Origin of the sequence: Limimaricola pyoseonensis, from assembly GCF_900102015.1 — a bacterium.
In the GTDB taxonomy this organism is placed as follows: Bacteria; Pseudomonadota; Alphaproteobacteria; order Rhodobacterales; family Rhodobacteraceae; genus Limimaricola; species Limimaricola pyoseonensis.
The window spans coordinates 104,518-128,454 of record NZ_FNAT01000002.1; the positions used below are offsets into that span (position 1 = coordinate 104,518).

26 protein-coding genes are annotated in these 23,937 nt (G+C 70.9%); 5 read left to right on the plus strand and 21 right to left on the minus strand.

What is annotated here, in order from left to right:
• Positions 1 to 62: 62 nt before the first annotated feature.
• Positions 63 to 842, plus strand: coding sequence for a succinate dehydrogenase iron-sulfur subunit (locus BLT43_RS04305; protein WP_090110429.1), 780 nt, complete (start codon positions 63 to 65; stop codon positions 840 to 842).
• Positions 839 to 1,684 carry an urea carboxylase-associated family protein gene (locus BLT43_RS04310; protein WP_090110431.1) on the plus strand — a complete coding sequence of 282 codons (846 nt, stop codon included), beginning with the start codon at positions 839 to 841 and terminating at the stop codon, positions 1,682 to 1,684. Before BLT43_RS04305 ends, BLT43_RS04310 begins: the two co-directional genes overlap by 4 nt.
• A 3-nt stretch (positions 1,685 to 1,687) precedes the next feature.
• On the opposite strand, the gene deoD is transcribed toward BLT43_RS04310, so the two are convergent.
• The 3 genes from deoD to BLT43_RS04325 form a co-directional block, all read right to left on the minus strand.
• Positions 1,688 to 2,392 carry a purine-nucleoside phosphorylase gene (gene deoD / locus BLT43_RS04315; protein WP_090110433.1) on the minus strand — a complete coding sequence of 235 codons (705 nt, stop codon included), beginning with the start codon at positions 2,390 to 2,392 and terminating at the stop codon, positions 1,688 to 1,690.
• 3 nt (positions 2,393 to 2,395) lie between these two features.
• Entirely contained in the window at positions 2,396 to 2,716 is a 321-nt protein-coding gene (locus BLT43_RS04320; protein WP_090110435.1) for an H-NS histone family protein, read from the minus strand.
• 94 nt (positions 2,717 to 2,810) lie between these two features.
• Positions 2,811 to 4,349 (minus strand): methylmalonyl-CoA mutase family protein, encoded by a 1,539-nt coding sequence (locus BLT43_RS04325; RefSeq protein ID WP_165612537.1) that lies wholly within the window; start codon positions 4,347 to 4,349, stop codon positions 2,811 to 2,813.
• A 225-nt stretch (positions 4,350 to 4,574) separates the two neighbouring features.
• On the opposite strand from BLT43_RS04325, the gene BLT43_RS04330 reads away from it, so the two are divergent.
• Positions 4,575 to 5,966, plus strand: coding sequence for a 1-acyl-sn-glycerol-3-phosphate acyltransferase (locus BLT43_RS04330; protein WP_090110438.1), 1,392 nt, complete (start codon positions 4,575 to 4,577; stop codon positions 5,964 to 5,966).
• Positions 5,967 to 5,970: 4 nt separating this feature from the next.
• Here the strand turns inward: BLT43_RS04330 and BLT43_RS04335 are convergent, their stop codons facing one another.
• The 17 genes from BLT43_RS04335 to BLT43_RS04415 form a co-directional block, all read right to left on the minus strand.
• Positions 5,971 to 6,699 carry an SDR family oxidoreductase gene (locus tag BLT43_RS04335; RefSeq protein ID WP_090110440.1) on the minus strand — a complete coding sequence of 243 codons (729 nt, stop codon included), beginning with the start codon at positions 6,697 to 6,699 and terminating at the stop codon, positions 5,971 to 5,973.
• A complete protein-coding gene (locus tag BLT43_RS04340) occupies positions 6,696 to 8,228 on the minus strand; it encodes an ATP-dependent DNA helicase (protein WP_090110442.1) in 1,533 nt (510 codons plus the stop codon). Before BLT43_RS04340 ends, BLT43_RS04335 begins: the two co-directional genes overlap by 4 nt.
• 107 nt (positions 8,229 to 8,335) lie before the next feature.
• Positions 8,336 to 8,533, minus strand: a complete 198-nt coding sequence (locus BLT43_RS04345; RefSeq protein ID WP_090110444.1) for a hypothetical protein — start codon at positions 8,531 to 8,533, stop codon at positions 8,336 to 8,338.
• A 96-nt stretch (positions 8,534 to 8,629) separates the two neighbouring features.
• Complete coding sequence (locus BLT43_RS04350; protein WP_090110446.1) at positions 8,630 to 9,379, minus strand: TIGR02186 family protein; 750 nt, start codon at positions 9,377 to 9,379, stop codon at positions 8,630 to 8,632.
• Entirely contained in the window at positions 9,376 to 10,290 is a 915-nt protein-coding gene (locus tag BLT43_RS04355) for a sulfite exporter TauE/SafE family protein (protein WP_090110448.1), read from the minus strand. The genes BLT43_RS04350 and BLT43_RS04355 overlap by 4 nt, the downstream gene beginning before the upstream one ends.
• A 95-nt stretch (positions 10,291 to 10,385) precedes the next feature.
• Positions 10,386 to 11,189, minus strand: coding sequence for a purine-nucleoside phosphorylase (locus BLT43_RS04360; protein ID WP_090110450.1), 804 nt, complete (start codon positions 11,187 to 11,189; stop codon positions 10,386 to 10,388).
• Positions 11,173 to 12,141, minus strand: coding sequence for an ABC transporter permease (locus tag BLT43_RS04365; protein WP_090110452.1), 969 nt, complete (start codon positions 12,139 to 12,141; stop codon positions 11,173 to 11,175). Before BLT43_RS04365 ends, BLT43_RS04360 begins: the two co-directional genes overlap by 17 nt.
• Positions 12,142 to 12,145: 4 nt before the next feature.
• On the minus strand, positions 12,146 to 13,267 hold the full coding sequence (locus BLT43_RS04370; RefSeq protein ID WP_090110454.1) for an ABC transporter permease: 1,122 nt from the start codon (positions 13,265 to 13,267) through the stop codon (positions 12,146 to 12,148).
• 1 nt (position 13,268) lies between these two features.
• Complete coding sequence (locus BLT43_RS04375) at positions 13,269 to 14,870, minus strand: ABC transporter ATP-binding protein (protein WP_090110456.1); 1,602 nt, start codon at positions 14,868 to 14,870, stop codon at positions 13,269 to 13,271.
• A 75-nt stretch (positions 14,871 to 14,945) separates the two neighbouring features.
• The gene (locus BLT43_RS04380) at positions 14,946 to 15,941 is read right to left on the minus strand and encodes a BMP family lipoprotein (protein ID WP_090110458.1); all 996 of its coding nucleotides are present in this window, start codon (positions 15,939 to 15,941) and stop codon (positions 14,946 to 14,948) included.
• Positions 15,942 to 16,108: 167 nt separating this feature from the next.
• Positions 16,109 to 16,531, minus strand: coding sequence for a GNAT family N-acetyltransferase (locus BLT43_RS04385; protein WP_090110460.1), 423 nt, complete (start codon positions 16,529 to 16,531; stop codon positions 16,109 to 16,111).
• Complete coding sequence (tsaB, locus tag BLT43_RS04390) at positions 16,528 to 17,106, minus strand: tRNA (adenosine(37)-N6)-threonylcarbamoyltransferase complex dimerization subunit type 1 TsaB (protein WP_090110462.1); 579 nt, start codon at positions 17,104 to 17,106, stop codon at positions 16,528 to 16,530. Before tsaB ends, BLT43_RS04385 begins: the two co-directional genes overlap by 4 nt.
• A complete protein-coding gene (locus tag BLT43_RS04395) occupies positions 17,106 to 17,675 on the minus strand; it encodes a NifU family protein (RefSeq protein ID WP_090110464.1) in 570 nt (189 codons plus the stop codon). Before BLT43_RS04395 ends, tsaB begins: the two co-directional genes overlap by 1 nt.
• 75 nt (positions 17,676 to 17,750) lie before the next feature.
• Positions 17,751 to 18,206, minus strand: coding sequence for a universal stress protein (locus BLT43_RS04400; RefSeq protein WP_090110466.1), 456 nt, complete (start codon positions 18,204 to 18,206; stop codon positions 17,751 to 17,753).
• Positions 18,207 to 18,215: 9 nt separating this feature from the next.
• Positions 18,216 to 19,421, minus strand: coding sequence for a hypothetical protein (locus BLT43_RS04405; protein ID WP_090110468.1), 1,206 nt, complete (start codon positions 19,419 to 19,421; stop codon positions 18,216 to 18,218).
• Positions 19,422 to 19,425: 4 nt separating this feature from the next.
• Complete coding sequence (locus tag BLT43_RS04410; RefSeq protein WP_090110470.1) at positions 19,426 to 20,289, minus strand: branched-chain amino acid aminotransferase; 864 nt, start codon at positions 20,287 to 20,289, stop codon at positions 19,426 to 19,428.
• A gap of 98 nt (positions 20,290 to 20,387) precedes the next feature.
• The gene (locus BLT43_RS04415) at positions 20,388 to 20,870 is read right to left on the minus strand and encodes a VOC family protein (RefSeq protein ID WP_090110472.1); all 483 of its coding nucleotides are present in this window, start codon (positions 20,868 to 20,870) and stop codon (positions 20,388 to 20,390) included.
• A 206-nt stretch (positions 20,871 to 21,076) separates the two neighbouring features.
• Here BLT43_RS04415 and BLT43_RS04420 point away from each other — a divergent pair, with 206 nt between their 5' ends.
• Together BLT43_RS04420 and BLT43_RS04425 are read left to right on the plus strand one after the other, a co-directional pair.
• Positions 21,077 to 21,628, plus strand: a complete 552-nt coding sequence (locus tag BLT43_RS04420) for a L,D-transpeptidase (RefSeq protein WP_090110474.1) — start codon at positions 21,077 to 21,079, stop codon at positions 21,626 to 21,628.
• Between the two features lie 149 nt (positions 21,629 to 21,777).
• A complete protein-coding gene (locus BLT43_RS04425) occupies positions 21,778 to 22,785 on the plus strand; it encodes a purine-nucleoside phosphorylase (RefSeq protein ID WP_090110476.1) in 1,008 nt (335 codons plus the stop codon).
• 97 nt (positions 22,786 to 22,882) lie between these two features.
• Here BLT43_RS04425 and trpS read toward each other — a convergent pair whose 3' ends face one another.
• Complete coding sequence (trpS, locus tag BLT43_RS04430; protein ID WP_090110478.1) at positions 22,883 to 23,899, minus strand: tryptophan--tRNA ligase; 1,017 nt, start codon at positions 23,897 to 23,899, stop codon at positions 22,883 to 22,885.
• Positions 23,900 to 23,937 lie beyond the last annotated feature (38 nt).

The following is a 23,937-nucleotide window of genomic DNA, read 5'->3' on the forward strand; positions in this document are numbered from 1 at the left end:
GATTTCCATGCGACGACCACCGGAGGCACGGCCTCCGGCGTTTTCCCCAAGGAGACCTGACCATGGTCCAGCTCAAGCTTCCGAAGAACAGCCGCATCACCCACGGCAAGACCTGGCCCAAGCCGGAGGGTGCCAAGAACGTCCGCAAGGTGCAGGTCTACCGCTGGAACCCCGATGACGGGAAGAACCCGCGGGTCGACACCTATTTCGTCGACATGGACAGCTGCGGCCCGATGGTCCTGGACGCGCTGATCAAGATCAAGAACGAGATCGACCCGACGCTGACCTTCCGCCGCTCCTGCCGGGAAGGCATCTGCGGCTCCTGCGCGATGAACATCGACGGGCGCAACACGCTGGCCTGCACCTACGGGCTCGACGAGATCCAGGGCGACATCAAGATCTACCCGCTGCCGCACATGCCGGTGGTCAAGGACCTGATCCCCGACCTCACCCATTTCTACGCGCAGCACGCCTCGATCCGGCCCTGGCTCGAGACCGAGACCAACACGCCGGCCAAGGAATGGCGCCAGTCGATCGAGGACCGCAAGAAGCTCGACGGTCTCTACGAGTGCATCATGTGCGCGTCCTGCTCGACCGCCTGCCCGTCCTACTGGTGGAACGGCGACCGCTATCTCGGGCCGGCCGCGCTCTTGCACGCCTATCGCTGGATCGTCGACAGCCGCGACGAGGCCACGGGCGAGCGGCTCGACGATCTCGAGGACGAGTTCAAGCTCTACCGCTGCCACACCATCATGAACTGCGCCAAGACCTGCCCGAAGGGTCTGAACCCGGCGAAGGCGATCGCCTCGATCAAGCACATGATGGTCGAGCGGGCCGTATGAGCGCCGCGCCGTCCGACGCCGATGCGCGCCGGGCGGCGCCCCCGGTTCTGGTCTATCCCGATGGCAGCCTGACGCCGCCGCCGATGGACCTCTATGCCCGCGCCGCCGCGACGGCGCAGGCGGTGGCCGACGTGATCGTGCCGCCGCGCGACGCCGCCGCGATCGAGGTCCCGGCGGGGTCGATCCTGCGGCTGGGCTGCCCCGAGGGGCCACAGGTGGGCGACCTGAACCTCTTCGCCCTGAACGACCTCTCCGAGCGGTTCTATTCCGGCAAGACCCGCGCGCTGCACGGCACGCATGTGAGCACGGGCGACCGGCTCTGGTCATGCTTCCCGCATCTGCGGCCGATGGCGACGATCATCGCCGACAGCCTGTCATGGTACGGTATCGACGCCGACGGCGGCTCGGTGCACGACGTGATCGGCACGCGCTGCGACCCCTACACGCATCACCTGCTGTCTGGCGAAGACTACGACCGCTGCTGCCATTCCAACCTGACCCGCGCGCTGGCCGCCCATGCCGGCCTCGCGCCCGAGGAGGCCGAGCGCCACGTGCATGACGTGCTCAACGTCTTCATGTGCACGGGCTTCAGCCGCGACGCGGGGCGCTACTTCATGAAGGCGAGCCCGGTGCGGGCGGGGGATCATCTCGACCTCTTCGCCGAGGTCGACCTCTTGGCGGTGATGAGCGCCTGTCCGGGCGGCGATTGCGGGCAGGAGCATTCCAGCGACCGCGCCGCCTGCCATCCGCTCGGCATGACGGTGCTGCGGCCCGAGGCGGGGATGCTGGAAGGGTGGGAGAGCCCGGCCCGCAACGGCTATGCCGGCGGGCACGGGCTCTGAGCTTCAGGCGAAGGCCGCCTGAAGCGCGATCTCGACCATGTCGCCGAAGCTGCGCTCGCGCTCGATCGCCGGCAGGTCCTCGCCGGTGACGAGGTGGTCCGAGACGGTCAGCACGGCCAGCGCCCGGCGGCCATGGCGCGCGGCCAGCGTGTAGAGCTCGGCCGCCTCCATTTCCACCGCGAGGATGCCGTGCCGCACCATCTGCTCGTGCAGGTCGGGCCGCTCGTCGTAGAAGGTGTCGGACGAGTAGATCCCGCCGACATGCGTCTTGGTGCCCCGCGCCACGGCCGCGTCATGCGCTGCGCGCAGCAGCCCGTAATCGGCATGCGGCGCGTAGTGGATCTCGCGCAGCATGGCGCGCGAGGGGTTGCCGACGCTCGAGGCGGTCATCGCGATCACCACGTCGCGCACGCCGACATGGGTCTGCATCGCGCCGCAGGAGCCGATCCGGATCAGCGTCTTGGCGTCGTAGTCGCGGATCAGCTCGTTGGCGTAGATCGACAGCGACGGCATCCCCATGCCCGAGCCCTGGATCGTCACCCGGTGGCCGTTCCAGGTGCCGGTGAAGCCCAGCATGCCGCGCACCTCGTTGATGCAGACCGCGTCCTTCAGGAAGGTCTCGGCCGCCCACTTGGCGCGCAGCGGGTCGCCGGGCAACAGCACGGTGTCCGCGATGTCCTCCGGCTTGGCTCCGATATGCGTCGACATGGCTCAGACGGCGAAGTCTTCGAGCGGCCGGCCCGCGGCCTCCGCCTCGTTGATCCAGCGCGGCTTGCGGCCCCGGCCCGACCAGGTCTGGGTCGGATCCTCGGGGTTGCGGAACTTCGCCGGGCGCTTGCTCTTGGTCTTCTTGCCCTTGGACGTGATCTCGGCCAGCTCGCTCAGCGAATAGCCATGCTCCGCCGCGGCGCGTTCCGCCGCTTCGATCGCCGCTTTCCTTTCGCGCTCGGCCACGGTGGAGAGCGCTTCGTCGATGTCGCGGCGCAGCTCCTCGAGCTCCTTGCGGGACATTTCGTGCAGTTCTTTGTTCATTCCGGAGTTCCTGAAAACGAATTTCGGCCAGCTATACGATGCTACCTCAGATGATCCAGAAAGATAGTTCACAACTGTACTAAAGAAAGCCCGTTTATTCGGCCGCTGGGCGGTTTTTCTCGATAAGTCGCCTCACGGTTGCCGAAAATTCGGGGCTGCAAATGCGACCGGCGTCGAAAACCGCCGCCGCACCCGCGTCAATCAAGGACTTCGAAAGCGTTTCGTCGCCCGGGCCGGCAATGAAGATCGGCAGGCTTCCCAGCCCTTCGCTGCAAAGCATTTCGCGCAATTCGGGAAATAACCCTGCGTCACAATTTGCGGAGATCGTCAGCAGCAGCCCGCGGGGCCGGTCGCGCAGCGTCGCGGACACCACGTCCGCGGGGCGGAGACGGCTACCTATCCGCTTGGCGACGGGGGCGAATTCGGGCGGGAGCGTCATCGGCGCCGGTGCCGACAGCCCGAGGGCGCCGACCAGAAGTTGCGGCCGCGGCGCGCCGGGTCGGGGGGCTTGAACGGGTTCGGCCCCGGCGGCGCGCAGGGCCCGGGCCCATTCGCCGCAGGTCACGCCGGCCTTTGCGCAGGCAATCGTCGGTCCCATGACGTTGATTTCGCGTTTCGCGGCCTCCCGCAGGGCCAAAAGCGCCTTTTGTGCGGCATTGCCGTCACGCCCCGCCCGCGCGGGACCGGCCACGTCGTTTCGGAGGCGAGGTGCGGAATTGGCGAGCGCCGGGCGAACCGCACCATCGGAACGGGTTTCGCCCCATCCGAAAAATTGTATCAGCTGTGCCTCGCCGGTTTCGAGACGGGCCAGTTCGGCCATCACCGCGCCGTCGCGGGGCAGGGGACGGTCATCGTGACGTTGCGTTTTTTCGAAAGCGTCACCCGGAATGAATTGAAAAACATTTTCCGGGTCGATCCGCGCGCCATGGCGTTCGAGGCAAATCGCGGCCCAAAGACGCGCCAATTGCGGCCCGGCCGGTGCCGGCAGCGGGGAAAAGCGGATCGCGGCGGCGAGCGCGCCCCATTGCGCGGGCTTGCTGCGGCGCGCGGCCTCGCGCAGGAGCCGCAGCGCGGCAAAGAGCGGCCGGGCGGTGCGCTGCGCCGGCGGCAGGCCGCGCCAGGCCGGCCGGTCCGACATGATGACAGCCGGCTGCCACAGCGGCATGTGCTGCGCGCTCCAGATCAGCAGGTCGGCGCCGGGCCGCGCGAGGGCGTGCTCGGGCCAGGGCGGGGCGTCGGGCGCGGCGCAGGCGCCGACGGGGTCGTTGCCGCAGCTGCCGCGCAGCCGGGCGGGGGCGATGCCGCGCTCCTCGGCCAGCGCGGCGCAGAGCGCCACGAGCCAAGGCGCGGTGGCGTCGGCGGACAGGCGCAGCTCGACCCGGTCGAGCGGCACGCCCGCCAGCAGCACGCGCAAATCGTCGAGGTCGCGCAGCGGCACGCCGTCGCCGCCAAGATGCCCGCCGGCCAGAGGGTGGTCGCTGTCGCAGCCGATCCGGCCGGGCAGGTCGGGGCGCAGCCGCAGCGCCGCCGCGCCCGCCTCAAGCGCCGCGCGGCAGGCCGCGGCGGCATCCTCGAGGCGGCCATGGTCGATGGCGGCCTCGGGCCGCGCGGGATCTGGCGGGGGAATGCTCATGTGACGTCCGGTTCGCTGTTTCGGGCCGGCATCGGCCGTCGCCGCTCGATCGAGGCCGGCCTTCTGCCGGGCGGGGCCATGATGCGCCGCGGCGGGGCACAGGTCCAGACCGGCGGGGCGCGCGGGCCGCGGCGATCGGCAGCGCTGCATCACCCCGCGGTCGCCGTGGCCGTGCAGGCCGGCGCGGTGCTACACCCCGCCGCCGATTTCCGGCAGTGTCGCCCCATGTTCCGGCCCGTCACGCTCCCGCTCTGGCTGCTCGTGCTGATCCTGCTTTTCGCGGCGGTCACCTTCGCCTCGCATTTCCTGTTCCCCTCGGTGCGGTGGTTCTTCCGCAAACGGATGGAACGGGCGGTGGCGCGGCTCAACACCCGGCTGGCCCGGCCGATCGAGCCGTTCAAGCTGGCCCGCCGGCACGACATGATCCAGCGGCTGATCTACGACCCGGCGGTGACGCAGGCCGTGGTCGAACACGCCCGCAGGGAAGGCGTGCCCGAGAACGTCGCCTTCGAGCAGGCCCGCGACCACGCGCGCGAGATCGTGCCCTCCTTCTCGGCCACCGCCTATTTCACCTTCGGCACCCGCGCCGCGCAGTGGCTGAGCCGCGCGCTCTACCGGATCCGGCTCGGCGCCTTCGACCGCGCCGCGCTCGACGCGATCGACCCGGACGCGGCGGTGGTCTTCGTGATGAACCACCGCTCGAACATGGATTACGTGCTGGTCACGTGGCTCGCGGCGCGGACCTCGGCGCTGTCCTACGCGGTGGGCGAATGGGCGCGGGTCTGGCCGCTGGCGCCGCTGATCCGGGCGATGGGGGCCTATTTCATCCGCCGCCGCGACCGCGGCGCGCTCTATCGCCGGGTGCTGCAGCGCTACGTGCAGATGGCGACGGCGGGCGGGGTGACGCAGGCGATCTTCCCCGAGGGGGGCCTGAGCCTCGATGGCCGGCTGGCATCGCCCAAGACCGGGCTTCTGGGGCATATCGTCGAGGATTTCGCCCGCCATTCGCGCGACGTGATCTTCGTGCCCGTGGCGCTGAACTACGACCGCGTGCTCGAGGACCGGGTGCTGATCGGGGCCGCGGCGGCCGGCAACCGACGGTTCCGGGTGCCGCTGTCGAAGATCGCCGGCGCCGTGCTGGGCCATTTCGCCGAGCGGCTGACCGGCCGCTTCGACGGCTTCGGCACCGCCTCGGTCAGCTTCGGCCGGCCGCTGTCGCTGTCGGAGTTCCTCGGCCCCGAGACGCCCGGACCCAACACCGCCGGGGTGGTGGCGCGGCAGCTGATGGCGCGGATCGAGGAGGTCATGCCGGTGCTGCCGGTGCCGCTGGTGGCCGGGATCCTGCTCGACGCCTCGCCGCTGCCGGCCGAGCGGATCGAGCTGCGGGTCGCGGCGCGGCTGGCGATGCTGCACGGGCGCGGCGTGGCGCTGCCGCGGCGCGACGCGGCGCGCATCACCGCCGACGCGCTGGCAATCCTGCGCCGCCGGCGGCTGGTGGTCGAGGGCGGCGAGGGGATCGCGCCGGCGCCGGGGGCGGGGCCGCTGCTGGCCTTCTACGCGGCCTCGGTGACGCATCACTTCGAGCCGGCGCGGCTGGCCGCGCCGCGGCCCGACTGAGGGCTCAGCCCCGGCCCACGAAGGGCATGGTGGTGGCCATGACGGTCTGGAACAGCACGTTGGCCTCTGGCGGCAGCTCGGCCATGTGGCGCACCGCGCGCGCGACATGCGCCACCTCCATCACCGGCGGCGCCTCCCGCCCGGCCGCGACCTCGCGCTGGACGAGGTCGTCGATCAGCTCGGTGCGGGCATTGCCGATGTCGATCTGGCCGCAGGCGATGCCGTGGGCGCGCCCGTCGAGCGCGAGCCCCTTGGTGAGCCCGGTGATCGCGTGCTTGGTGGTGGTGTAGCACAGCGCGCCGGGGCGCGGCGCCTGCGCCGAGATCGAGCCGTTGTTGACGATGCGCCCGCCCTGCGGGTCCTGCCGGCGCATCCGGCCGAAGGCGGCGCGGGCGCAGAGGAACATGCCGGTGAGGTTGACCGCGACCGAGGCGTCCCAGTCCGAGGACTCGATCTCGTCGGGCAGGGCGGGCGGCACGAAGATGCCGGCATTGTTGAACAGCAGGTCGAGCCGCCCGGCGGTGGTGTCGAACTCGGCGAAGGCCGCCTCGACCGCCTCGGGGGCGGTGACGTCGCAGGGCAGGGGGACCGCGCCGGCATGGGCGGCGGCGATCTCCTCCAGCCGCTCGGCGCGGCGGGCGATTAGGCCCACCGTCCAGCCATGCGCCAGAAGTTCCTCGGCCACGGCGCGGCCGATGCCGCTCGAGGCGCCGGTGACGATGGCGGTCTTCATGCGCCCTCCTCCTGCGTGGTCAGCTCCAGCGGCGCCGCTGGCGCGGCGAGGTCGTCGACCCCGAGCGCGGCGTTGGGCTTGGCGAGCATCGAGCGCACCACCCAGCGCAGCTCGCGCTCGGCGCGGGTGATCGCGACATAGGCGAGCCGCTTCCACAGCGGCTGGCCGGCCTCGACCCTTCCCATGCGCGAGGCGATCTCGATGTCGGGCGCGAAGACCTGCACAGTGTCCCACTGGGAACCTTGCGCCTTGTGGATCGTCACCGCGGCGCCGTGCAGGAAGGTCGCGCCCATGCGCGCGGCGTAGGGGATGAAGGGCTCGGCATCGCCCTCCTGCTCGATCCGCACGATCGAGGCGGCCGAAAGCTGCGGCTCGGGCGCGCCCATCACGTGCAGCCGCGAGAAGCCGGGCTTGCGGCCGGGGCCCATGTAGACCACCTGCGCGCCCTTGATCAGGCCGCGCGCCTCGAGGTCGAGCCGTTTCTTGCGGTGCTTGAGCGGCAGCTCGATGCCGTCGCAGATCAGCGGCTCGCCGACCAGCAGGTCGCCCTCAGGCGCGCCATGGGCGGCGCGGAAGGCGTGGATCAGCCGGATGCGGGTGGCGTTGCGCCAGACCAGAACCGGGCTGCGCGCCATAAGGTCCGACTCGACCCGGCGGGCGAAGACCACGCGCTCGTCGCGTTGCGCGGCCTCCTGCACCATGCGCTCGAAGGCGTAGAAATCGATCTGCGGGTCGGCCAGCGCATGGGCGAGGTCGAGGATCGGGTTGTCGCTGTCCTGCCGGTGGATGCGGTGCAGCACGTGCTTCTGCGGCTCGGGCATGGTGTCGAACACCATGCCGCCGGTCGACTGCACCGGCGGCAGCTGCGCCGGGTCGCCGAACAGCACGAGGGTCGGGAAGATCTCCTTCAGGTCCTCGACCTGCTTCTCGTCGAGCATCGAGCTTTCGTCGATGAAGCCGATGTCGAGCGGCTCCTCGCGGCGCTTCCAGCCGGTGATGAAGTCCGAGCCCCTGAGCCCGGCGGCGGCGAGCGCGGCGGGCACCGAGCCATGCGTGGCGAAGGCCGCGGCGGCGCGGTCGAGCGCCTCGTCCGAGAGCCCCTCGATGTTCGGCCGGTCGCCCTGGCCCGCGAGCCACTCGGCCACCTTCTCGAATTCGGGGTCGTAGACCGGGGTGTAGAGGATGCGGTGGATCGTGGTGGCGGGCACGCCGCGGTTGCGCAGCACGCTCGCCGCCTTGTTGGTCGGCGCGAGGATCGCCAGCGTGCGGCGGTCCTTCTTCTTGCGGCCCTCCCAATCGCCCGAGACGATGTCGACCCCGGCCTCCTTCAGCGCGCGGGTCAGCTCCGCCAGAAGCAGCGTCTTGCCGGAGCCGGCCTTGCCGATCACCGCGGCGACGCGGCGCGCCTCGGAGGCCGGGGCGGAGAGCAGCTCGTCATCGAGATCGATGCCGGTCTCGCGCAGCATCCGGGTCACGGCGTCCCAGGCTTCGGCCTGGTCGGGGGAGAAGGTCACGGCGGGCAGGGTCATGGCGCGACCCTATCCGCGCGGCGCGCCGGGGGCCAGAGCCCGTGGTCAGCGCCGGTGGCGCCGCCGATGCGGCGCGGGCCCGAGTCACGGGCGCGCCGGCCGCGGCGTCACTTGGCCGGCGGCAGCTCCAGCCGGGCCGGCTCGGCCTGGCGCGGCACCGGCAGGTTGCGCTCCTCTGAGGAGGAGATCTCGTAGGCTGCGTAACGCGCGACTTCCGACAACTTCTGCGCCAGACGGTCGAGGTCGTTGTGCAGGGCATAGCTTTCGAGGTCGGCAAGCACCTCGAACATCCAGCGATGGGACATGCGATCTCCTTTCCGAAGAATGCCTACTCCCATGAAACAGGCTAGCATGGCACCGAGGTGGCGGGGAGTTGTCGAATAGTTGGGTTTTTAGCCGTCCTATCGCCGCATTCCCGAGAAGGCGGCCGAGGCGGCCCAGCCCGCCGCCATCGCCAGAAGCAGCGACAGCAGCCCGTAGAGCGCGGCGCGCTCCTGCGCGAGGTTGTAGAGCCAGCGCTCGATGCCGACCTTCTGCACGCCGATCACCGTCTCGTAGCGGTCGATCACCGCGCCGCCGCGGGTCAGGAAGATGCGGGTCTCGTAATTGCCCTCGACGAGGTTCGCGGGCAGCGCCACCGAGGTGCGGAACAGGGTCTGCTGCTCGAGATCGACCGCGCCGTCGAGGCGCTCGTAGAGACCCATCTCCTCACGGATGCGGATCAGCGCGGCGACGAACTCGGCCGAGCCCTCGATCCGGTTGCCGACGGCACGGATCGCGCGCGGGATCGAGACGGCGTGGCGCAGATCTTCCGTGGCGCTCAGGATCTCGTCGAGCGGGCCGGTGCTGGCCACCGCGTAGAAGGAGGGCGCGGCGTCGACCTCGATCGCGTCGGTGTTGACCCAGATCCCGGCGCGGCGCTCCTTGCGGCGCACCGTGGCCGGGTTGAGCGGCCCCGAGACGGTGACGATCACCTCGAGCGGCGGGCCATCGGGCGGCGGCGCCACGCGCTTGACCGCGCCGAAGACGAGGATCTCGGAGCCGTCGAAGGTGGCGGTGATCGCCACCTCGTCCTGGCTCAGCCCCAGCACGATCTCCTCGGCCCGGGCCGCGCCGGCGAGCGCGAGCAGCAGGAGCGCCAGCCGGATCATGCCGCCACCGGTTCGATCTCGTAGAGCTCGTCGGGCCGCAGCAGCAGGTCGAGCGCGATCTGTGCGCAGACGCCCAGCACCAGAAGCGCCAAGAGGATTCGCAGCTGCTCGGCCTTCATCCGCGCGCCGATCCGGGCGCCGAGCTGCGCGCCGACCACGCCGCCGAGGATCAGCAGCAGCGCCAGCACGATGTCGACGGTCTGGTTGGTCACCGCGTGCAGCATGGTGGTGAAGCCGGTGACGAAGATGATCTGGAACAGCGAGGTGCCGATCACCACCTTGGTCGGCATGCCGAGCAGGTAGATCATCGCCGGCACCATGATGAAGCCGCCGCCCACCCCCATGATCGCCGAGAGCACGCCCACCGACATGCCGACGAGAAAGGGCGGGAAGACCGAGATGTAGAGCCCCGAGACGCGGAACTTGATCTTGCCGGGCAGGGCGTGCACCCAGTTGTGCCGCCGCCGCTTGGGCCGCGCGCCGGGCCGGCGGGACCGGATCAGCGCGTTCAGGCTCTCGACCAGCATCATCGCCCCGACCGTGCCGAGGAAGACGACGTAGCTGAGCTTGACCAACAGGTCGACCTGGCCCTGCGCCTTGAGCCAGTTGAACAGGATCATCCCGAGCCCGGAGCCGACCAGGCCGCCCGACAGCAGCACCGTGCCCATCACCAGGTCGACGGTGCGGCGCCGCAGGTGGCTCAGCAGCGCCGAGAAGGAGGAGGCGACGATCTGGTTGGTCGAGGTCGCCACCGCCACGGCGGGCGGGATGCCGACGAAGAACAGCAGCGGCGTGATCAGGAAGCCGCCGCCCACCCCGAACATGCCCGAGAGCAGCCCGACCAGGCCGCCCAGCCCCAGCAGCAGGAACGCGTTGATCGAGACCTCGGCGATGGGGAGGTAGAGCTGCATCTGTGCCTCGGGCGGTTGCCGCGATTAAGGCAGCCCCGCGCCGGTTTTTCCAGACCCGGCGCCGGGTTTCGCGCGGTGCGGCGGAAAGGTCGCGCTCAGCCCATGTCGCGCAGCATCCGCCGCAGCACCTGCTCGAGCTTCTTCGCGCCCAGGGGCGCCATGGCCTTGGTGTGCTCGTGGCCGATCGCCTCGTCGGACATGCCGGCGGCCATGTTGGTGATCGCCGAGACGGCCATCGCCCGAAGGCCGAGGAAGCGCGCGAGGATCACCTCGGGCACGGTCGACATGCCGGTGGCGTCGATGCCGAGCGTGCGCATGGCGCGGATCTCGGCCGGGGTCTCGAAGGAGGGGCCGGAATACCAGGCGTAGACGCCCTCGTGCAGGTCGACCCCTTCGGCCTCGGCCGCGGCGCGCAGCTTCGCGCGCAGTTCGGGGTCGTGCGCGTCGCCCATCGGCACGAAGCGGGCATCGGTCTTCTCGCCGATCAGCGGGTTCAGCCCCGAGAAGTTGACGTGATCCGACAGCGCCATGATCGAGCCGGTGGGCATGTCCTCGCGCAGGCTGCCCGCGGCGTTGGTCAGGATCACCGCCTCGGCGCCGAGCGCGCGCAGCACCTCGAGCGGCAGCCGCATCTCGTTGGGGTTGCCGTTCTCGTAGTAATGCGCCCGGCCGCCGAACACGGCGACGCGCTGGCCCTCGAGATCGCCCACCGCCAGCACCGGGTTGTGGCCCGAGACGCCCGCATGCGGAAAGCCCGAGAGCTTGTCGTAGGGGATCTGCACGCCGTCGACGCTGTCGGCGATGTGGCCGAGCCCCGAGCCCAGGATCAGGCCGTAGCGGATCGGGGCCTCGCCGGCCTGGGCCCGGATCAGGCCCGCGAGTTCAACGCTCTTTGACATAGGGTTCGCCTCCGGCGCGGGGCGGGATCGCCCGGCCGACGAAGCCGGCGAGGATCACCACCGTGAGAATGTAGGGCAGGGCGTCCAAAAGCTGCACGCCAACCTCGAAGCCGAGCGTGCCCTCGATCACGTCGGGGCGCAGCGCCAGCGCCTGCAGGAAGCCGAACAGCAGGCAGGCGCCGAGCGCGTACCACGGCCGCCACTTGGCGAAGATCAGCGCCGCGAGCGCGATGTAGCCGCGCCCGGCGGTCATGTCCTTGACGAAGCCGGCCTGCAGGCCGGTGGACAGGTAGGCGCCGGCCAGACCGGTCAGCAGGCCGCAGATCGCGACGGCGGCGTAGCGCAGCCCGACCACCGAGATGCCGGCGGTGTCGACCGCGGCGGGGTTCTCGCCTACCGCGCGCAGCCGCAGGCCGAAGCGGGTGCGAAACAGCACGTACCAGGTCAGCGGCACCATCAGCAGGCCGACATAGACCAGCAGGCTGTGGCCCGAGATCAGGTCGGCATAGATCGGCCCGAGCAGCGGGATGTCGCGGATCTCGGCGGCGAAGGGCAGGTCGATCGTGCCGAAGCGGGCATTGCCCGACAGCTGCGGCGTGCGCCCGCCCTGGCCGAACCAGCTCTGCGCCACCACGACGGTGAGGCCGGCGGCGAGGAAGTTGATCGCCACGCCCGAGATCAGCTGGTTGCCGCGGAATGTGATCGAGGCGAGGCCGTGGATGCCGGCCAGCGCCATCGCGCCGCCGATCCCGGCCAGGAGGCCCACCAGCACCGAGCCGGTGACGGCCGCCACCGCCGCGGTGAGGAAGGCCGAGGCCAGCATCTTGCCCTCGAGGCCGATGTCGAAGATGCCGGCGCGCTCGGAGAACAGCCCGGCGAGACAGGCCAGAAGCAGCGGCGTCGCGAGACGGATGGTGGTGTCGAACACCTGGATGAGGGTCAGAAAGTCCATGCGCTCACTCCGCCGGGCTGGTCTTGCGGTCGGGCTTGGGCGCCCGGCGCAGCCGCAGGAACAGCCCCTCGAGCGGCATCCGCACCATGTTGTCGAGCGCGCCGGTGAACAGGATCACCAGCGCCTGGATCACCACGATCAGCTCGCGCGGGATCGAGGTCCAGAGCGCGAGCTCGGCGCCGCCCTGATAGAGAAAGCCGAAGAGCAGCGCGGCCAGCAGCACGCCGAAGGGGTGGCTGCGGCCCATCAGCGCCACCGCGATGCCGATGAAGCCCGCGCCCTCGACCGCGTTCAGCACCAGCCGCTCGGCTTCGCCCATGACGTTGTTGATCGCCATCATCCCGGCCAGGCCGCCGGAGATCAGCATGGTCACGACGATGATCTTCACCGGCGAGATGCCGGCATATTTCGCGGCGCCCTCGGACTGGCCGTAGGCGCGGATCTCGTAGCCCAGACGGGTGCGCCAGATCAGCGCCCAGACGGCGACGCAGGCGATCAGTGCCACGAAGAACGACACGTTGACCGGCGCGCCGCGGAACAGCGCGGTCTCGGCGGTCGAGAACATGTCCTGGAAGGTCGGCAGATGCGTCGCCTCGGGGAAGCGGCCGGTGGCGGGCTCCATCGAGCCCTGCGGCTTGAGCGCGCCGATCAGCAGGTAGTTCAGCAGCGCCGCGGCGATGAAGTTGAACATGATCGTGGTGATCACGACGTGGCTGCCGCGCTTGGCCTGCAGCCAGGCCGGGATGAAGGCCCAGGCCGCGCCGAACAGCGCCGCGCCGACCGCGCCGCCCAGCAGCGCCAGCGTCCAGTGCGGCCAGGGGATGAACAGCGCGATCAGCGCGACGCCGAGGCCGCCCAGCATCGCCTGGCCCTCGCCGCCGATGTTGAACAGGCGGGCATGGATCGCGACCGCCACGGCGAGGCCGGTGAAGATGAAGTTGGTCGCGTAGTAGAGCGTGTAGCCCCAGGCATAGGTCGAGCCGAGCGAGCCCTCCACCATCAGCTTCAGCGCAGCCCAGGGGTTCTCGCCGATGGCGAGGATCACCAGGGCGGAGAGGACGGCCGCGAGGATCAGGCTGATCAGCGGGATCAGGATCACGTCGGCCCATTGCGGCATGCGTTGCATATCAGGCCTCCTTGTCCGCGCTGGCGTGGCGGCGGGCGAGGTTCGCCTCGATCTCGGCCTCGCTGTGCGGCTTGTCGGTATCGGTGATGCCCGCCATCAGCAGGCCGAGCTCGCGCTCGTCGGTCTCGGCGGGCAGGCGTTCGCCCATGATCTTGCCGTCGAACATCACCGCGATGCGGTCCGACAGCGACATGATCTCGTCGAGCTCGACCGAGACCAGCAGCACCGCCTTGCCCATGTCGCGCAGCGCGACGATCTGCTCGTGGATGAACTCGATTGCGCCGATGTCGACGCCGCGGGTGGGCTGGCCGATCAGCAGCAGGTCGGGGTTGCGCTCGATCTCGCGCGCCACGACGATCTTCTGCTGGTTGCCGCCCGAGAAGTTCTTGGCCGCCAGATGCGGATGCGGCGGGCGCACGTCGAAGCGCTCCATCTTGGCCGCCGCATCGGCCTTGATCGCGGCGTTGTCCATGAACAGGCCTTTGTTGAACTCGGGCCGGTCGTGGTAGCCGAAGGCGACATTCTCCCAGGCCGAGAAGTCGAGGATCAGCCCCTCGTGATGCCGGTCCTCGGGCACGTGGGCGACGCCGGCGGCGCGCCGGGCGCGGCCGTTGGCGTGGCGCCCGGCCAGTTCGAGCGGCTTGCCGTTCAGCCGGACGGTGCCCTCGGCGCGGCGGTAGCCGCCCAGCACCTCCAGAAGCTCCGACTGGCCGTTGCCGGCGACGCCGGCGATGCCGAGGATCTCGCCGGCGCGGATCTCGAAGCCGATCTTGCGCAGCCGCTCGACCCCCTTGGAGTCGACCACGCGCAGGTTCTCGACCTCGAGCACGGTCTTGCCGGGCTTCGGCGGCACCTTCTCGACCTGCAAGAGCACCTTGCGGCCGACCATCAGCTCGGCCAGCTCGGGCGGCGAGGTCTCGGCGGTCTGCACGGTGGCGGTCATCTCGCCGCGACGCATCACGCTCACCGTGTCGGTGATCTCCATGATCTCGCGCAGCTTGTGGGTGATCAGGATGATCGTCTTGCCCTGGTCGCGCAGCCCCTTGAGGATGCGGAACAGGTGGTCGGCCTCCGCGGGCGTCAGCACGCCGGTCGGCTCGTCGAGGATCAGGATGTCGGCTTGGCGGTAGAGCGCCTTGAGGATCTCGACCCGCTGCTGCATGCCCACCCCGATATCCTCGATCCGGGCGTCGGGGTCGATGTTGAGCTCGTATTCGGCGGCGAGGTCCTTGAGCTCGCGCCGCGCCTTGGCGAGCGAGGGGCGCAGCATCGCGCCGTCCTCGGCGCCGAGCACCACGTTCTCGAGCACGGAGAAGTTCTGCACCAGCTTGAAGTGCTGGAACACCATGCCGATGCCGGCGCGGATCGCGGCCTGGCTGTCGGGGATCTCGGTGCGGCGCCCGTCGACCCAGATCTCGCCCGCATCGGCCCGGTAGAAGCCGTAGAGGATCGACATCAGGGTCGACTTGCCGGCGCCGTTCTCGCCGATGATGCCGTGGATCGTGCCCGGCATCACCCGGATCGAGATGTCCTTGTTGGCCTGCACGGGGCCGAAGGCCTTGGAGATGCCCTTGAGCTCGATCGCGGGGGTCTGGTCGGTCATGTGTGGTCCGGTCTCCGGGTGCGAAACGGGGCCGCGCATTGCGGCGCGGCCCCTTCTAGCACGGTGTCGTGCGGATCAGAAGCTGAGCGAGGGGCAGCTCTCGTCGCTCATGTAGTCGTGGACCGCGATCTCGCCCGAGGCGATCTTGGCCTTGGCGTCCTCGACGGCGGCGGTCATCTCCTCGGTGACCAGCGCCTCGTTGTGCTCGTCCACGGCGACGCCCACGCCCTCGTTGTCGACGCCCATCACGTTGATGCCGGTCTCGATCTCGGTGCCGGCCTCGAAGGCGTCATAGACCGCGTTGTCGACCCGCTTGACCATCGAGGTCAGCACCGAGCCGGGCTGCAGGTAGTTCTGGTTGCTGTCGACGCCGATCGACTTGATGCCCTCGTCGGCGGCGGTCTGCAGCACGCCGATGCCGGTGCCGCCGGCCGCGGCGTAGACCACGTCGGCGCCCTGGCTGATCTGCGCCTGGGTCAGCTCCGAGCCCTTCACCGGGTCGTTCCAGGCGGCCGGGGTGGTGCCGGTCATGTTGGCGAGCACGGTGATGTCGGCGTTCACCGCCTGCGCGCCCTGGGCGTAGCCGCAGGCGAACTTGCGGATCAGCGGGATGTCCATGCCGCCGATGAAGCCGATCGTGTCGCTCTCGGAGGCCATCGCGGCCATCATGCCGACCAGGTAGGAGCCCTCGTGCTCGTTGAAGATCACCGAGCGGACGTTGGGCAGGTCGACCACGCCGTCGACGATCACGAACTTGGTGTCCGGGTAATCGGCGGCGATCTCCTCGAGCGGGGTCATGAAGGAGAAGCCGACCGTGACGATCGGGTTGTTGCCGGCCTCGGCGAAGCGGCGCAGCGCCTGCTCGCGCTGGGCGTCGGACTGCAGCTCGACCTCGGCATAGGAGTTGCCGGTCTCTTCGGCCCAGCGGGTGGCGCCGGTGTGGGCGCTTTCGTTGAACGACTTGTCGAACTTGCCGCCGAGGTCGAAGACCAGCGCCGGGTCGGCCAGCGCGGCTCCGGCCGAAAGCGCCAGCACGGCGCTGGCGCCGAGGAATTTCGCGAGGTGGGTCATCGATTGCTCCCTGTCAGGTGTCGGCGCGACGCAAGACCTGCGGCGCCTGCCGGTCCTACGCCGGCTCATGGCCAGATAAGGCAATGCGGACCCCCTTGGGTCAACAGGTTTTTCCCGGAGTTGCGCGAAGTCACGGCCCCGTCGGCCTGACCGAAAGTCACATGACGCTAGGGCAGGTCGCGGCGCAGGATCAGCGCGGCGACGGGCGGTCGCCCGGGGCGCGCGTAATAGCCCGGCCGGCGGCCGGCGGCGGCGTAGCCGGCCCGGTCGTAGAGCGCGCGCGCCGCGGCGTTGTCCTCGGCCACTTCGAGAAACACCCTCTCCGCGCCCTTCGCCTGGGCCGCCGCGTGGAAGGCGTCGAGAGCCCGCGCCGCGCGGCCCTGCCGGCGCAGCTCGGGCCGGGTGGCAAGGGTCACGATCTCGGCCTCGTCCAGCGTCACCCGGCCGAGCACGAAGCTGTCCGCGTCGCCCGACAGCACCGCGCCCGGCGCGGCGAGCAGCTCGGCGAACTCGGCGGCGCTCCAGTGGTGGCGCTCGTCGGGGAAGGCGCGGGCGTAGGTCTCGGCCAGCGCCGCGGGCGCGGCGCTCATCCGATCAGCACGGGGGCCGGGTCGCGCGGCGGCGCGGCGTCGGCGGGCCGGACATAGAGCGGCGCCGGGCGCGGCTGCGGCGTGGCAGCGCGCAGGGCGGCGATCTCGGCGATGGCGCGGACCAGCGCCTCGGCGTCGGGGCCGTGCACCACCTCGCCCGCCTCGGCCGCGGCCAGAAGGGCGGGGGGCTCGGCCCCGTCGCCGGTCAGGCGCTGGGTCCACAGATGCGCGCGCGGCGCCGGCAGCGCGACGGTGAGCGGGCGCGGCAGGCCATGCGCGGCCGCTTCGAAGCCCGAGACGCCCACCGCCGGGATGCCGAGCCCCAGCGCCAGCCCGCGCGCGGCCGAGACGCCGATCCTGAGGCCGGTGAAGTTGCCCGGGCCGCAGCCCACGCCGATCGCGGCGAGGTCGCGCCAGCCGAGGCCCTCATCCGCGAGCAGGTCTTCGAGAAACGGCATCAGCCGCTCGGCCTGGCCCTTGGCCATCGGCTCGACCCGGGCCGGGACGCGGCCCTCCAGACGCAACGCGGCCGCGCAATGCGCGGCCGACGTGTCGATCGCCAGGATCGGGGTCATCAGGCCGCGACGGGCCGGACCTCGACCACCTCGGGGATGTAGTGCCGCAGCAGGTTCTCGATGCCCATCTTCAGCGTCAGCGTCGAGGAGGGGCAGCCGGCGCAGGCGCCCTGCATGTGCAGGTAGACCACGCCGCGGTCGAAGCCGTGGAAGGTGATGTCGCCGCCATCCTGCGCCACGGCCGGGCGCACGCGGGTGTCGAGCAGCTCCTTGATCTGCTCGACGATGGCGCCGTCCTCGCCGCTGTGCTCGGCATGGCCGCCCTGCTGGGCCGGGGCCGAGCCGTCATCGATCGCCGGGGCGCCGGACTGGAAATGCTCCATCACCGCGCCCAGCACGGCGGGCTTGATGTGGTCCCACTCGGCGTCGGCGGTCTTGGTGACGGTCACGAAGTCCGAGCCGAGGAACACGCCCGCCACATGGCCGGTGGCGAAGATGCGCCGCGCCAGCGGGCTCGACTGCGCGGCTTCCTCCGAGGGGAAGTCGGCTGTGCCCATCTCGAGCACGGCCTGCCCCGGCAGGAACTTGAGCGTCGCGGGGTTCGGCGTGGATTCGGTCTGGATGAACATCGGGACCACCTTTCGTCTGAGGCCCCCGATATGCGCCCGCCCGCGCCCCGAGTCAAGATTTGGAACGGTTCTAAATCACGTGATCGATTCGAGCCGTTCCTTGGAGATGTCGCCCGGCACGATGGTGATCGGCACCGGCAGCGAGCCGGCCTCCCGTGTGAGCTGCGCGACGATCGGCCCCGGCCCGCCGCGATCGTTGCCCGCGCCCAGCACCAGCACGCCGATCTGCTCGTCCTCGCGGATCTGGGCGAGGATCTCGGGCACCGCCTCGCCCTCGCGGATCACCAGCTCGGGATGCACGTTCAGCCGGTCGCGCATCCACTTGGCGAAGACCTCGTAATGCACCTCGATGCGCTCGCGCGCCTCCTCGCGCATGATCTCGCCGACGCCGACCCAGTGGTTGAACTCGTCCGGCGGGATCACCGACAGGACGACGACGCCGCCGCCGGTCCGGCTCGCCCGCATCGCGGCGAAGCGCATGGCGTTCAGGCATTCGCGGCTGTCGTCGAGCACGACGAGGAACTTGCGCATGGAGCCTCCCTATTCGGCCGGAGTGTGACCGAGCATGGGCCGGCTGGCAACGGGTCGCCGCAGCGGCGGGTCGGGGCGCAGCGCCGGGCGCGGCCGGGTCAGCGGCGGCTCGGGCCGGATCGCCGGGGCGGGGGCCTCTGGCCGGGCGCGGGGCCGCAGCGGCGCGCGGGCGATCTCGAAGGCCATCGCGCCGATCCGCGCGCCGATGAAGGCCAGCACCTGGCCCGCCACCAGCCAGACCAGGGCCGCCGCGCCGAGCGCGAGGTCCGACAACCGCACCAGCGTCCGGAAGGCGCGGCCCTTGCCGAGGATCTCGATCGCGGCGCGGGTGTCGGGGCCGGCGGCGTCCGAGAGTCGGGCGAGGCGGCGCGCGTCGGCGGCGTCGTCGACATGGCGCAGCATCAGCACCGCGTCGGTGAGCGAGCTTCGTTCGGCCACCCGGCCGAGATCGCCCGCCAGCTCGCCCAGACGCGCCAGCCGCAGCGGGTCGGCCACGGCCTCGATCCCGGCCTTTCCCAGCGCGTAGTCGTCGATGCCGCCGGGGCGGAAATCGACATCCGAGAGCCGCCGCAGATCCGCCGCGAAGCCCGGCGTCACCGTGCCGAGCCTGCGCGCCAGCCGGAGCGCGGTGGCGCCGACCTTGACCGTCACGCTGGTGCCGCCGGAGGCCACCGCCAGACCGGTCGCGCCGAGCCCGGCGCCGGCCAGCGCCACCTCGATCCCGTCGACCTCGCCGCCCGAGAGCCCCGCCTGCGCGGCGCGGCGCAGCGCGTTGAGGTCGCCCAGAGGCGTCATCTCGACCGTGACACCGCACATCGCCAGGAGCGCCACGCGCGGGCAGGCGGTGATGTCGGCGGCGCAGACCGCGCAGTCGCGCAGCGAGGCCAGCGCGCCGGTCTCCTCGGCCTCGAGATCCTGCATCCGGGTCAGCGTCGGGCCGTCCGGCGCGTGGCCGTGCCGCCCGCCCACGGCGGCGACCATGCGCATCCGGTCGAGGTCGCGCGCCGCGAGCGCGGCCTCCATCTCGGCGTCGTACCAGTCACGGTCGACCGCGCGGGCCAGCGCCGCCTGCAGCTCCAGCCGCACCGCCTCGGCGCTGCGGTCGACGTAAGGGGCGGAGAAGGGGTTCTGCGTCAGTACGAGCAGCAGCGCCGCCGCGCCCAGCGCGAAGGGGACGAAGCCCAGAACCCGGTAGAGCGCGCCGCGACCCGCCACCGTCTCAGCCCGCCGAGGCGGCCCAGTCCCAGTACATCTCGCGCAGGCGGCGGGTGACCGGGCCGATCTGGTAGGAGGTCTCCTCGAAGGCCGTCACCGGCGTGACCTTGTGCATGTTGCCCGAAAGGAAGACCTCGTCGGCGTCGATGACGTCCTCGAAGCTCATGACCGTCTCGTGCACGCGCACGCCGTCGGCGCGCAGGTTGGCGATGTGGCGCGCGCGGGTGATCCCGGCGAGGAAGGTGCCGTTCGGCACCGGCGTGAACACTTCGCCGTCCTTGACGATGAAGACGTTGGAACTGGCGCTTTCGGCGACGTGGCCCAGCGCGTCGGCCACCAGCGCGTTGCCGAAGCCGCGGGCCCGCGCCTCGGCGATCATCCGGGCGTTGTTGGGGTAGAGGCAGCCCGCCTTGGCGTTGACCACCGCGTCCTCCATGACCGGGCGGCGGAAGCGGGTGCGCCCCAGCGTGGTCGCGGCCTCGGGCGGGGCCATCGGGATCGCCTCAAGCGCGATGGCGAAGCCGGTCGGGCCCTGCTCGGGCAGGATGCCGAGCGGCCCGCCATCGAGCGCCCAGTACATCGGCCGGATGTAGACCGCGGCGTCCTTCGGATAGGCCTTCAGCCCCTCGCGGACGATCTCGACCATCTCGCCCGCTTCGACGGTCGGCTCGATCATCAGCGCCCGGGCCGAGGCGTTGGTGCGGGCGCAGTGCTTGTCGAGGTCGGGCGTCAGCCCATGGGCGTAGCGCGCGCCGTCGAACACCGTGGTGCCGAGCCATGCGCCGTGATCGGAGGCGCGGATCACGGCGACGTCGCCCTCGTGCCAGCGACCGTCGTGATAGGTGCGGATGTCGGTGCCCGTGGCCATGTCGCGTCTCCCCTGCTCGGGCGCAGGGTAGGCGGGGGGGCGCGCATGGTCCAGAAGCGGCGGCGATCCGCCGGGCCGGGCGGGGCCGGGCGTTGCCTTCACGCCTCGGCCAGCAGCGCCTTGATGTCGAGCGGGCGGTTGATCATCGCCAGCGTGCCGGTGTGGTCGCGCGGCCATTCGGCCTCGGGCCGGTCGCGGTAGAGCTCGACCCCGTTGGCGTCGGGGTCGCGCAGGTAGATCGCCTCGCTCACGCCGTGATCGGCGGCCCCCTCCAGCTCGACCCCGGCCTCGATCACCCGCCGCAGCGCCCGCGCCAGCGCGGCCCGGTTCGGGTAGAGGATGGCGGTGTGGTAGAGACCGGTATGGCCGGGCGGCGGCGGGCTGGCGCCGAGGCTCTCCCAGGTGTTGAGCCCGACATGGTGGTGGTAGCCGCCGGCCGAGAGGAAGGCCGCGCCGTGACTGTAGCGCTGGGTCAGCTCGAGACCGATCACGCCGGTGTAGAAGGCGATGGCGCGGTCGAGATCGGACACGCGCAGATGCACGTGGCCGATCCGGGTCTCCGGCGGGGCGAGAGCGGGCATGGCGGTCTCCGAGGCGGTCCGGGGATAGAATAGTGCAAACTGACCAAGCGGCACCCGTTTTCTGCTCACGGAACCGTGCAGGGGCCGTGCGCTGGCGCAGAGCCGGCTGTGCCTGCGCCCCGCGGACCCCTGCCTCGCGGCCTCGTGAGTTGCCCTTGCCGCCCCGGCGGGGGAGGCAGGGGCAAAACCCGAAGGAGATCGGCAGGATGCAGAACAGACGCCGTTTCATCGTCGGCGCGGGGCTCGGCCTCGTCGCCGCCGCCACCCCCGCCCTGGCCCTGGCCACGCCGGCGGTGCAGCGCAACCTCTCGGCGCTGCAGAGGGTCGACTGGCGCGACCATTTCGACGCGCTGGGCGTCGGCGTGATCGTCTCGGACACCGCGTCGCGGGCGCTGCATTACTGGGGCGGCGACGGCGAGACCTACCGGCTCTACCCGACCTCGGTGCCGCTGAGCGAGGAGCTGACCAAGCTCGGCTACACCGAGGTGGTGCGCAAGGTCGCCGGGCCGACCTGGACGCCGACCCCCTCGATGCGCGAGCGCGATCCGTCGCTGCCCAAGGTGGTGCCCGCCGGGCCGGGCAACCCGCTCGGCACCCATGCGCTCTACCTGTCCTGGCAGTACTACCGCATCCACGGCACCCACGACACGCGCAAGATCGGCCGGCCCTCCTCGGATGGCTGCATCGGCCTCTACAACGAGCACATCGCCCGGCTCTACGGTCTGGTCGAGGTCGGCACGCGGGTGCGGCTGATCTGACGGCGCTGCCCGCAGAACGGGCAGGGCGCGCCTCGCGCCACCCGTCTGCCGGGCAATCGACCGACGCGAGGGGGAAATCGCGTCTCCGAGGGCTGACGCGGCGTCGGGCGACGGATAGGGCGGCGGCATCGCAACCACAGGAGATGCCGATGCCCCCGATCCGTACCGCCGCCACGGCCCTCGCCACGCTCGCCGCGCTGCCCGCCGCGGCCCAGACCGCCGAGACGCCGATCGAGGTGCGCGCCTTCGTCGCCTCGATGTTCGAGATCGGCGAGCTGACCGGCGACCGCGCCGGCGAGTTCCAGTACTGGTACGAGAACCACTTCGACGGCGCCGAGCCGATCGCTGTCGCCGGCGCCAAGACGCCGGTGCACTGCAACGAGGACGGCGTCTGCGGCTCGGTGCTGGGCATGGGCAAGGTGGCCTCGTCGGCCTCGATGATGGCGATCCTGCTCGATCCGCGCTTCGACTTCTCCAACGCCTATTTCCTGCTCACCGGCGTCGCCGGCACGCCGCCCTCGCGCGGGACCATCGGCATGGTGAGCTGGGCCAGCCACCTGATCGACTACGATCTCGGCCATCGCTGGGCCGAGGACGAGGTGCCCGCGGGCGAGCCGCTCTTCATGCCGCGCAGCGGCTACGAGGACATCCGCCGCTACGAGCTGAACCCCGCGCTGGTCGAGGCCGCCATGGCCGCGAGCGCGGATGTCGAGCTGGCCGACAGCCAGGAGGCGCGCGACTACCGGCTGCGCTACCCCGACGAGGTGGCGCAGGGCGCGCCCTTCATCGGCACCGGCACCCACATGACCGGCGACACCTTCTTCCACGGGCCGGGCCTCTCGGAAGAGGCGCAGTACATGGCCGAGCTCTACGAGGCGGCCGACTACGTCATCACCGAGATGGAGGCCGCCGCGATCGCGCAGGTGATCGACCGCCTGCACGGCACCGACCGGGTGCTGAGCCTGCGCGGCGCGGTGAACTTCGACCAGGGTCACCCCGACGAGACCACGCTCGAGCATCTCGACCCGGCGCCGGGCGAGACGGCGGGCGGCTTCGACGAGACGCTGGTGAACATCGAGCGGGTCGGCTCGGCGCTGCTGTCGGAGATCACCGGCAACTGGGACGCCTGGAAGGCCGGCGTGCCCGCGGCCGAATGAGGCACGCTCCCCGGCCGGCGCGCGATGCGGCCGGCCGGGGATCCGCGTAATTCGCGGGAAATAGAAAGGGCGGGCGTCGAGGCGCCCGCCCGGCGCCTCAGCGCAGCAGGCCCATGATCTCGGAGGTCCGGGCAAGGATCGGCTCGGCGATGGCGCGGGCGCGCTCGGCGCCGCGCTCAAGCGTGCGGTCGATCTCGGCCGGGTCGTCCATCAGCCGCGCCATCTCGGACGAGATCGGCGCCAGCTTCTCCACCGCGAGATCGGCGAGCGCCGGCTTGAACTGGCCCCAGCCCGCCCCGGCATATTCGGCGATCACCTGCTCGGCGGTCATGTTGGCGAGGCCGGCATAGATGTCGACGAGGTTCTTGGCCTCGGGCCGCTCGGCCAGCCCCTCGACCGTCTCGGGCAGCGGTGCGGGGTCGGTGCGGGCCTTCTTGAACTTCTTGGCGATGGCGTCGGCATCGTCGGTCATGTTGATCCGCTCCATGTCCGACTCGCCGGACTTGGACATCTTCTTGGTGCCGTCGCGCAGGTTCATCACCCGCATCGCCGGCCCCTCGATCACCGGGGTGGTGAGCGGGAAGAACTCGACGCCGTAGTCGTGGTTGAACTTGGCCGCGATGTCGCGGGTCAGCTCGACGTGCTGCTTCTGGTCGTCGCCCACCGGCACGTGGGTGGCGTGGTAGGCGAGGATGTCGGCCGCCATCAGCGAGGGGTAGGCGTAAAGGCCGAGCGACTGCTTCTCGGCGTTCTTGCCGGCCTTTTCCTTGAACTGGGTCATCCGGTTCATCCAGCCGACCCGCGCCACGCAGTTGAACAGCCAGCCGAGTTCCGCATGGGCCGAGACGCGGCTCTGGTTGAACAGGATCGAGGTCTCGGGATCGATGCCGGAGGCGAGATAGCCCGCCGCCACCTCGCGGGTGGCGCGCCGGAGCTCGGCGGGATCCTGCCAGACGGTGATGGCGTGCAGGTCGACCACGCAGTAGATCGTCTCGAAATCGCCGCCCTGCATCTCGACGAAGCGCTTGATGGCGCCCAGATAGTTGCCGAGCGTCAGCCCGCCCGAGGGCTTGATGCCGGAAAAGACGCGGGGGGCGAATTGGGCTTCGGTCATGGCGCTGTCCTGCTGGAAACCGGGTGGCGTCTCGATTA

Excerpts from the sequence above, each read along its gene's own strand:
- BLT43_RS04410 (WP_090110470.1), bottom strand. The coding sequence starts at position 20,289 with ATGGCCACGGGCACCGACATCCGCACCTATCACGACGGTCGCTGGCAC.
- BLT43_RS04400 (WP_090110466.1), bottom strand. The coding sequence starts at position 18,206 with ATGCGCAAGTTCCTCGTCGTGCTCGACGACAGCCGCGAATGCCTGAAC.
- BLT43_RS04310 (WP_090110431.1), top strand. The coding sequence starts at position 839 with ATGAGCGCCGCGCCGTCCGACGCCGATGCGCGCCGGGCGGCGCCCCCG.
- BLT43_RS04330 (WP_090110438.1), top strand. The coding sequence starts at position 4,575 with ATGTTCCGGCCCGTCACGCTCCCGCTCTGGCTGCTCGTGCTGATCCTG.
- BLT43_RS04335 (WP_090110440.1), bottom strand. The coding sequence starts at position 6,699 with ATGAAGACCGCCATCGTCACCGGCGCCTCGAGCGGCATCGGCCGCGCC.
- BLT43_RS04325 (WP_165612537.1), bottom strand. The coding sequence starts at position 4,349 with ATGAGCATTCCCCCGCCAGATCCCGCGCGGCCCGAGGCCGCCATCGAC.
- BLT43_RS04305 (WP_090110429.1), top strand. The coding sequence starts at position 63 with ATGGTCCAGCTCAAGCTTCCGAAGAACAGCCGCATCACCCACGGCAAG.
- trpS (WP_090110478.1), bottom strand. The coding sequence starts at position 23,899 with ATGACCGAAGCCCAATTCGCCCCCCGCGTCTTTTCCGGCATCAAGCCC.
- BLT43_RS04385 (WP_090110460.1), bottom strand. The coding sequence starts at position 16,531 with ATGAGCGCCGCGCCCGCGGCGCTGGCCGAGACCTACGCCCGCGCCTTC.
- deoD (WP_090110433.1), bottom strand. The coding sequence starts at position 2,392 with ATGTCGACGCATATCGGAGCCAAGCCGGAGGACATCGCGGACACCGTG.
- BLT43_RS04380 (WP_090110458.1), bottom strand. The coding sequence starts at position 15,941 with ATGACCCACCTCGCGAAATTCCTCGGCGCCAGCGCCGTGCTGGCGCTT.
- BLT43_RS04360 (WP_090110450.1), bottom strand. The coding sequence starts at position 11,189 with ATGTCAAAGAGCGTTGAACTCGCGGGCCTGATCCGGGCCCAGGCCGGC.
- BLT43_RS04320 (WP_090110435.1), bottom strand. The coding sequence starts at position 2,716 with ATGAACAAAGAACTGCACGAAATGTCCCGCAAGGAGCTCGAGGAGCTG.
- BLT43_RS04425 (WP_090110476.1), top strand. The coding sequence starts at position 21,778 with ATGCCCCCGATCCGTACCGCCGCCACGGCCCTCGCCACGCTCGCCGCG.
- BLT43_RS04350 (WP_090110446.1), bottom strand. The coding sequence starts at position 9,379 with ATGATCCGGCTGGCGCTCCTGCTGCTCGCGCTCGCCGGCGCGGCCCGG.
- BLT43_RS04395 (WP_090110464.1), bottom strand. The coding sequence starts at position 17,675 with ATGTTCATCCAGACCGAATCCACGCCGAACCCCGCGACGCTCAAGTTC.
- BLT43_RS04355 (WP_090110448.1), bottom strand. The coding sequence starts at position 10,290 with ATGCAGCTCTACCTCCCCATCGCCGAGGTCTCGATCAACGCGTTCCTG.
- BLT43_RS04365 (WP_090110452.1), bottom strand. The coding sequence starts at position 12,141 with ATGGACTTTCTGACCCTCATCCAGGTGTTCGACACCACCATCCGTCTC.
- BLT43_RS04370 (WP_090110454.1), bottom strand. The coding sequence starts at position 13,267 with ATGCAACGCATGCCGCAATGGGCCGACGTGATCCTGATCCCGCTGATC.
- BLT43_RS04375 (WP_090110456.1), bottom strand. The coding sequence starts at position 14,870 with ATGACCGACCAGACCCCCGCGATCGAGCTCAAGGGCATCTCCAAGGCC.
- BLT43_RS04340 (WP_090110442.1), bottom strand. The coding sequence starts at position 8,228 with ATGACCCTGCCCGCCGTGACCTTCTCCCCCGACCAGGCCGAAGCCTGG.
- BLT43_RS04420 (WP_090110474.1), top strand. The coding sequence starts at position 21,077 with ATGCAGAACAGACGCCGTTTCATCGTCGGCGCGGGGCTCGGCCTCGTC.
- BLT43_RS04415 (WP_090110472.1), bottom strand. The coding sequence starts at position 20,870 with ATGCCCGCTCTCGCCCCGCCGGAGACCCGGATCGGCCACGTGCATCTG.
- tsaB (WP_090110462.1), bottom strand. The coding sequence starts at position 17,106 with ATGACCCCGATCCTGGCGATCGACACGTCGGCCGCGCATTGCGCGGCC.
- BLT43_RS04345 (WP_090110444.1), bottom strand. The coding sequence starts at position 8,533 with ATGTCCCATCGCTGGATGTTCGAGGTGCTTGCCGACCTCGAAAGCTAT.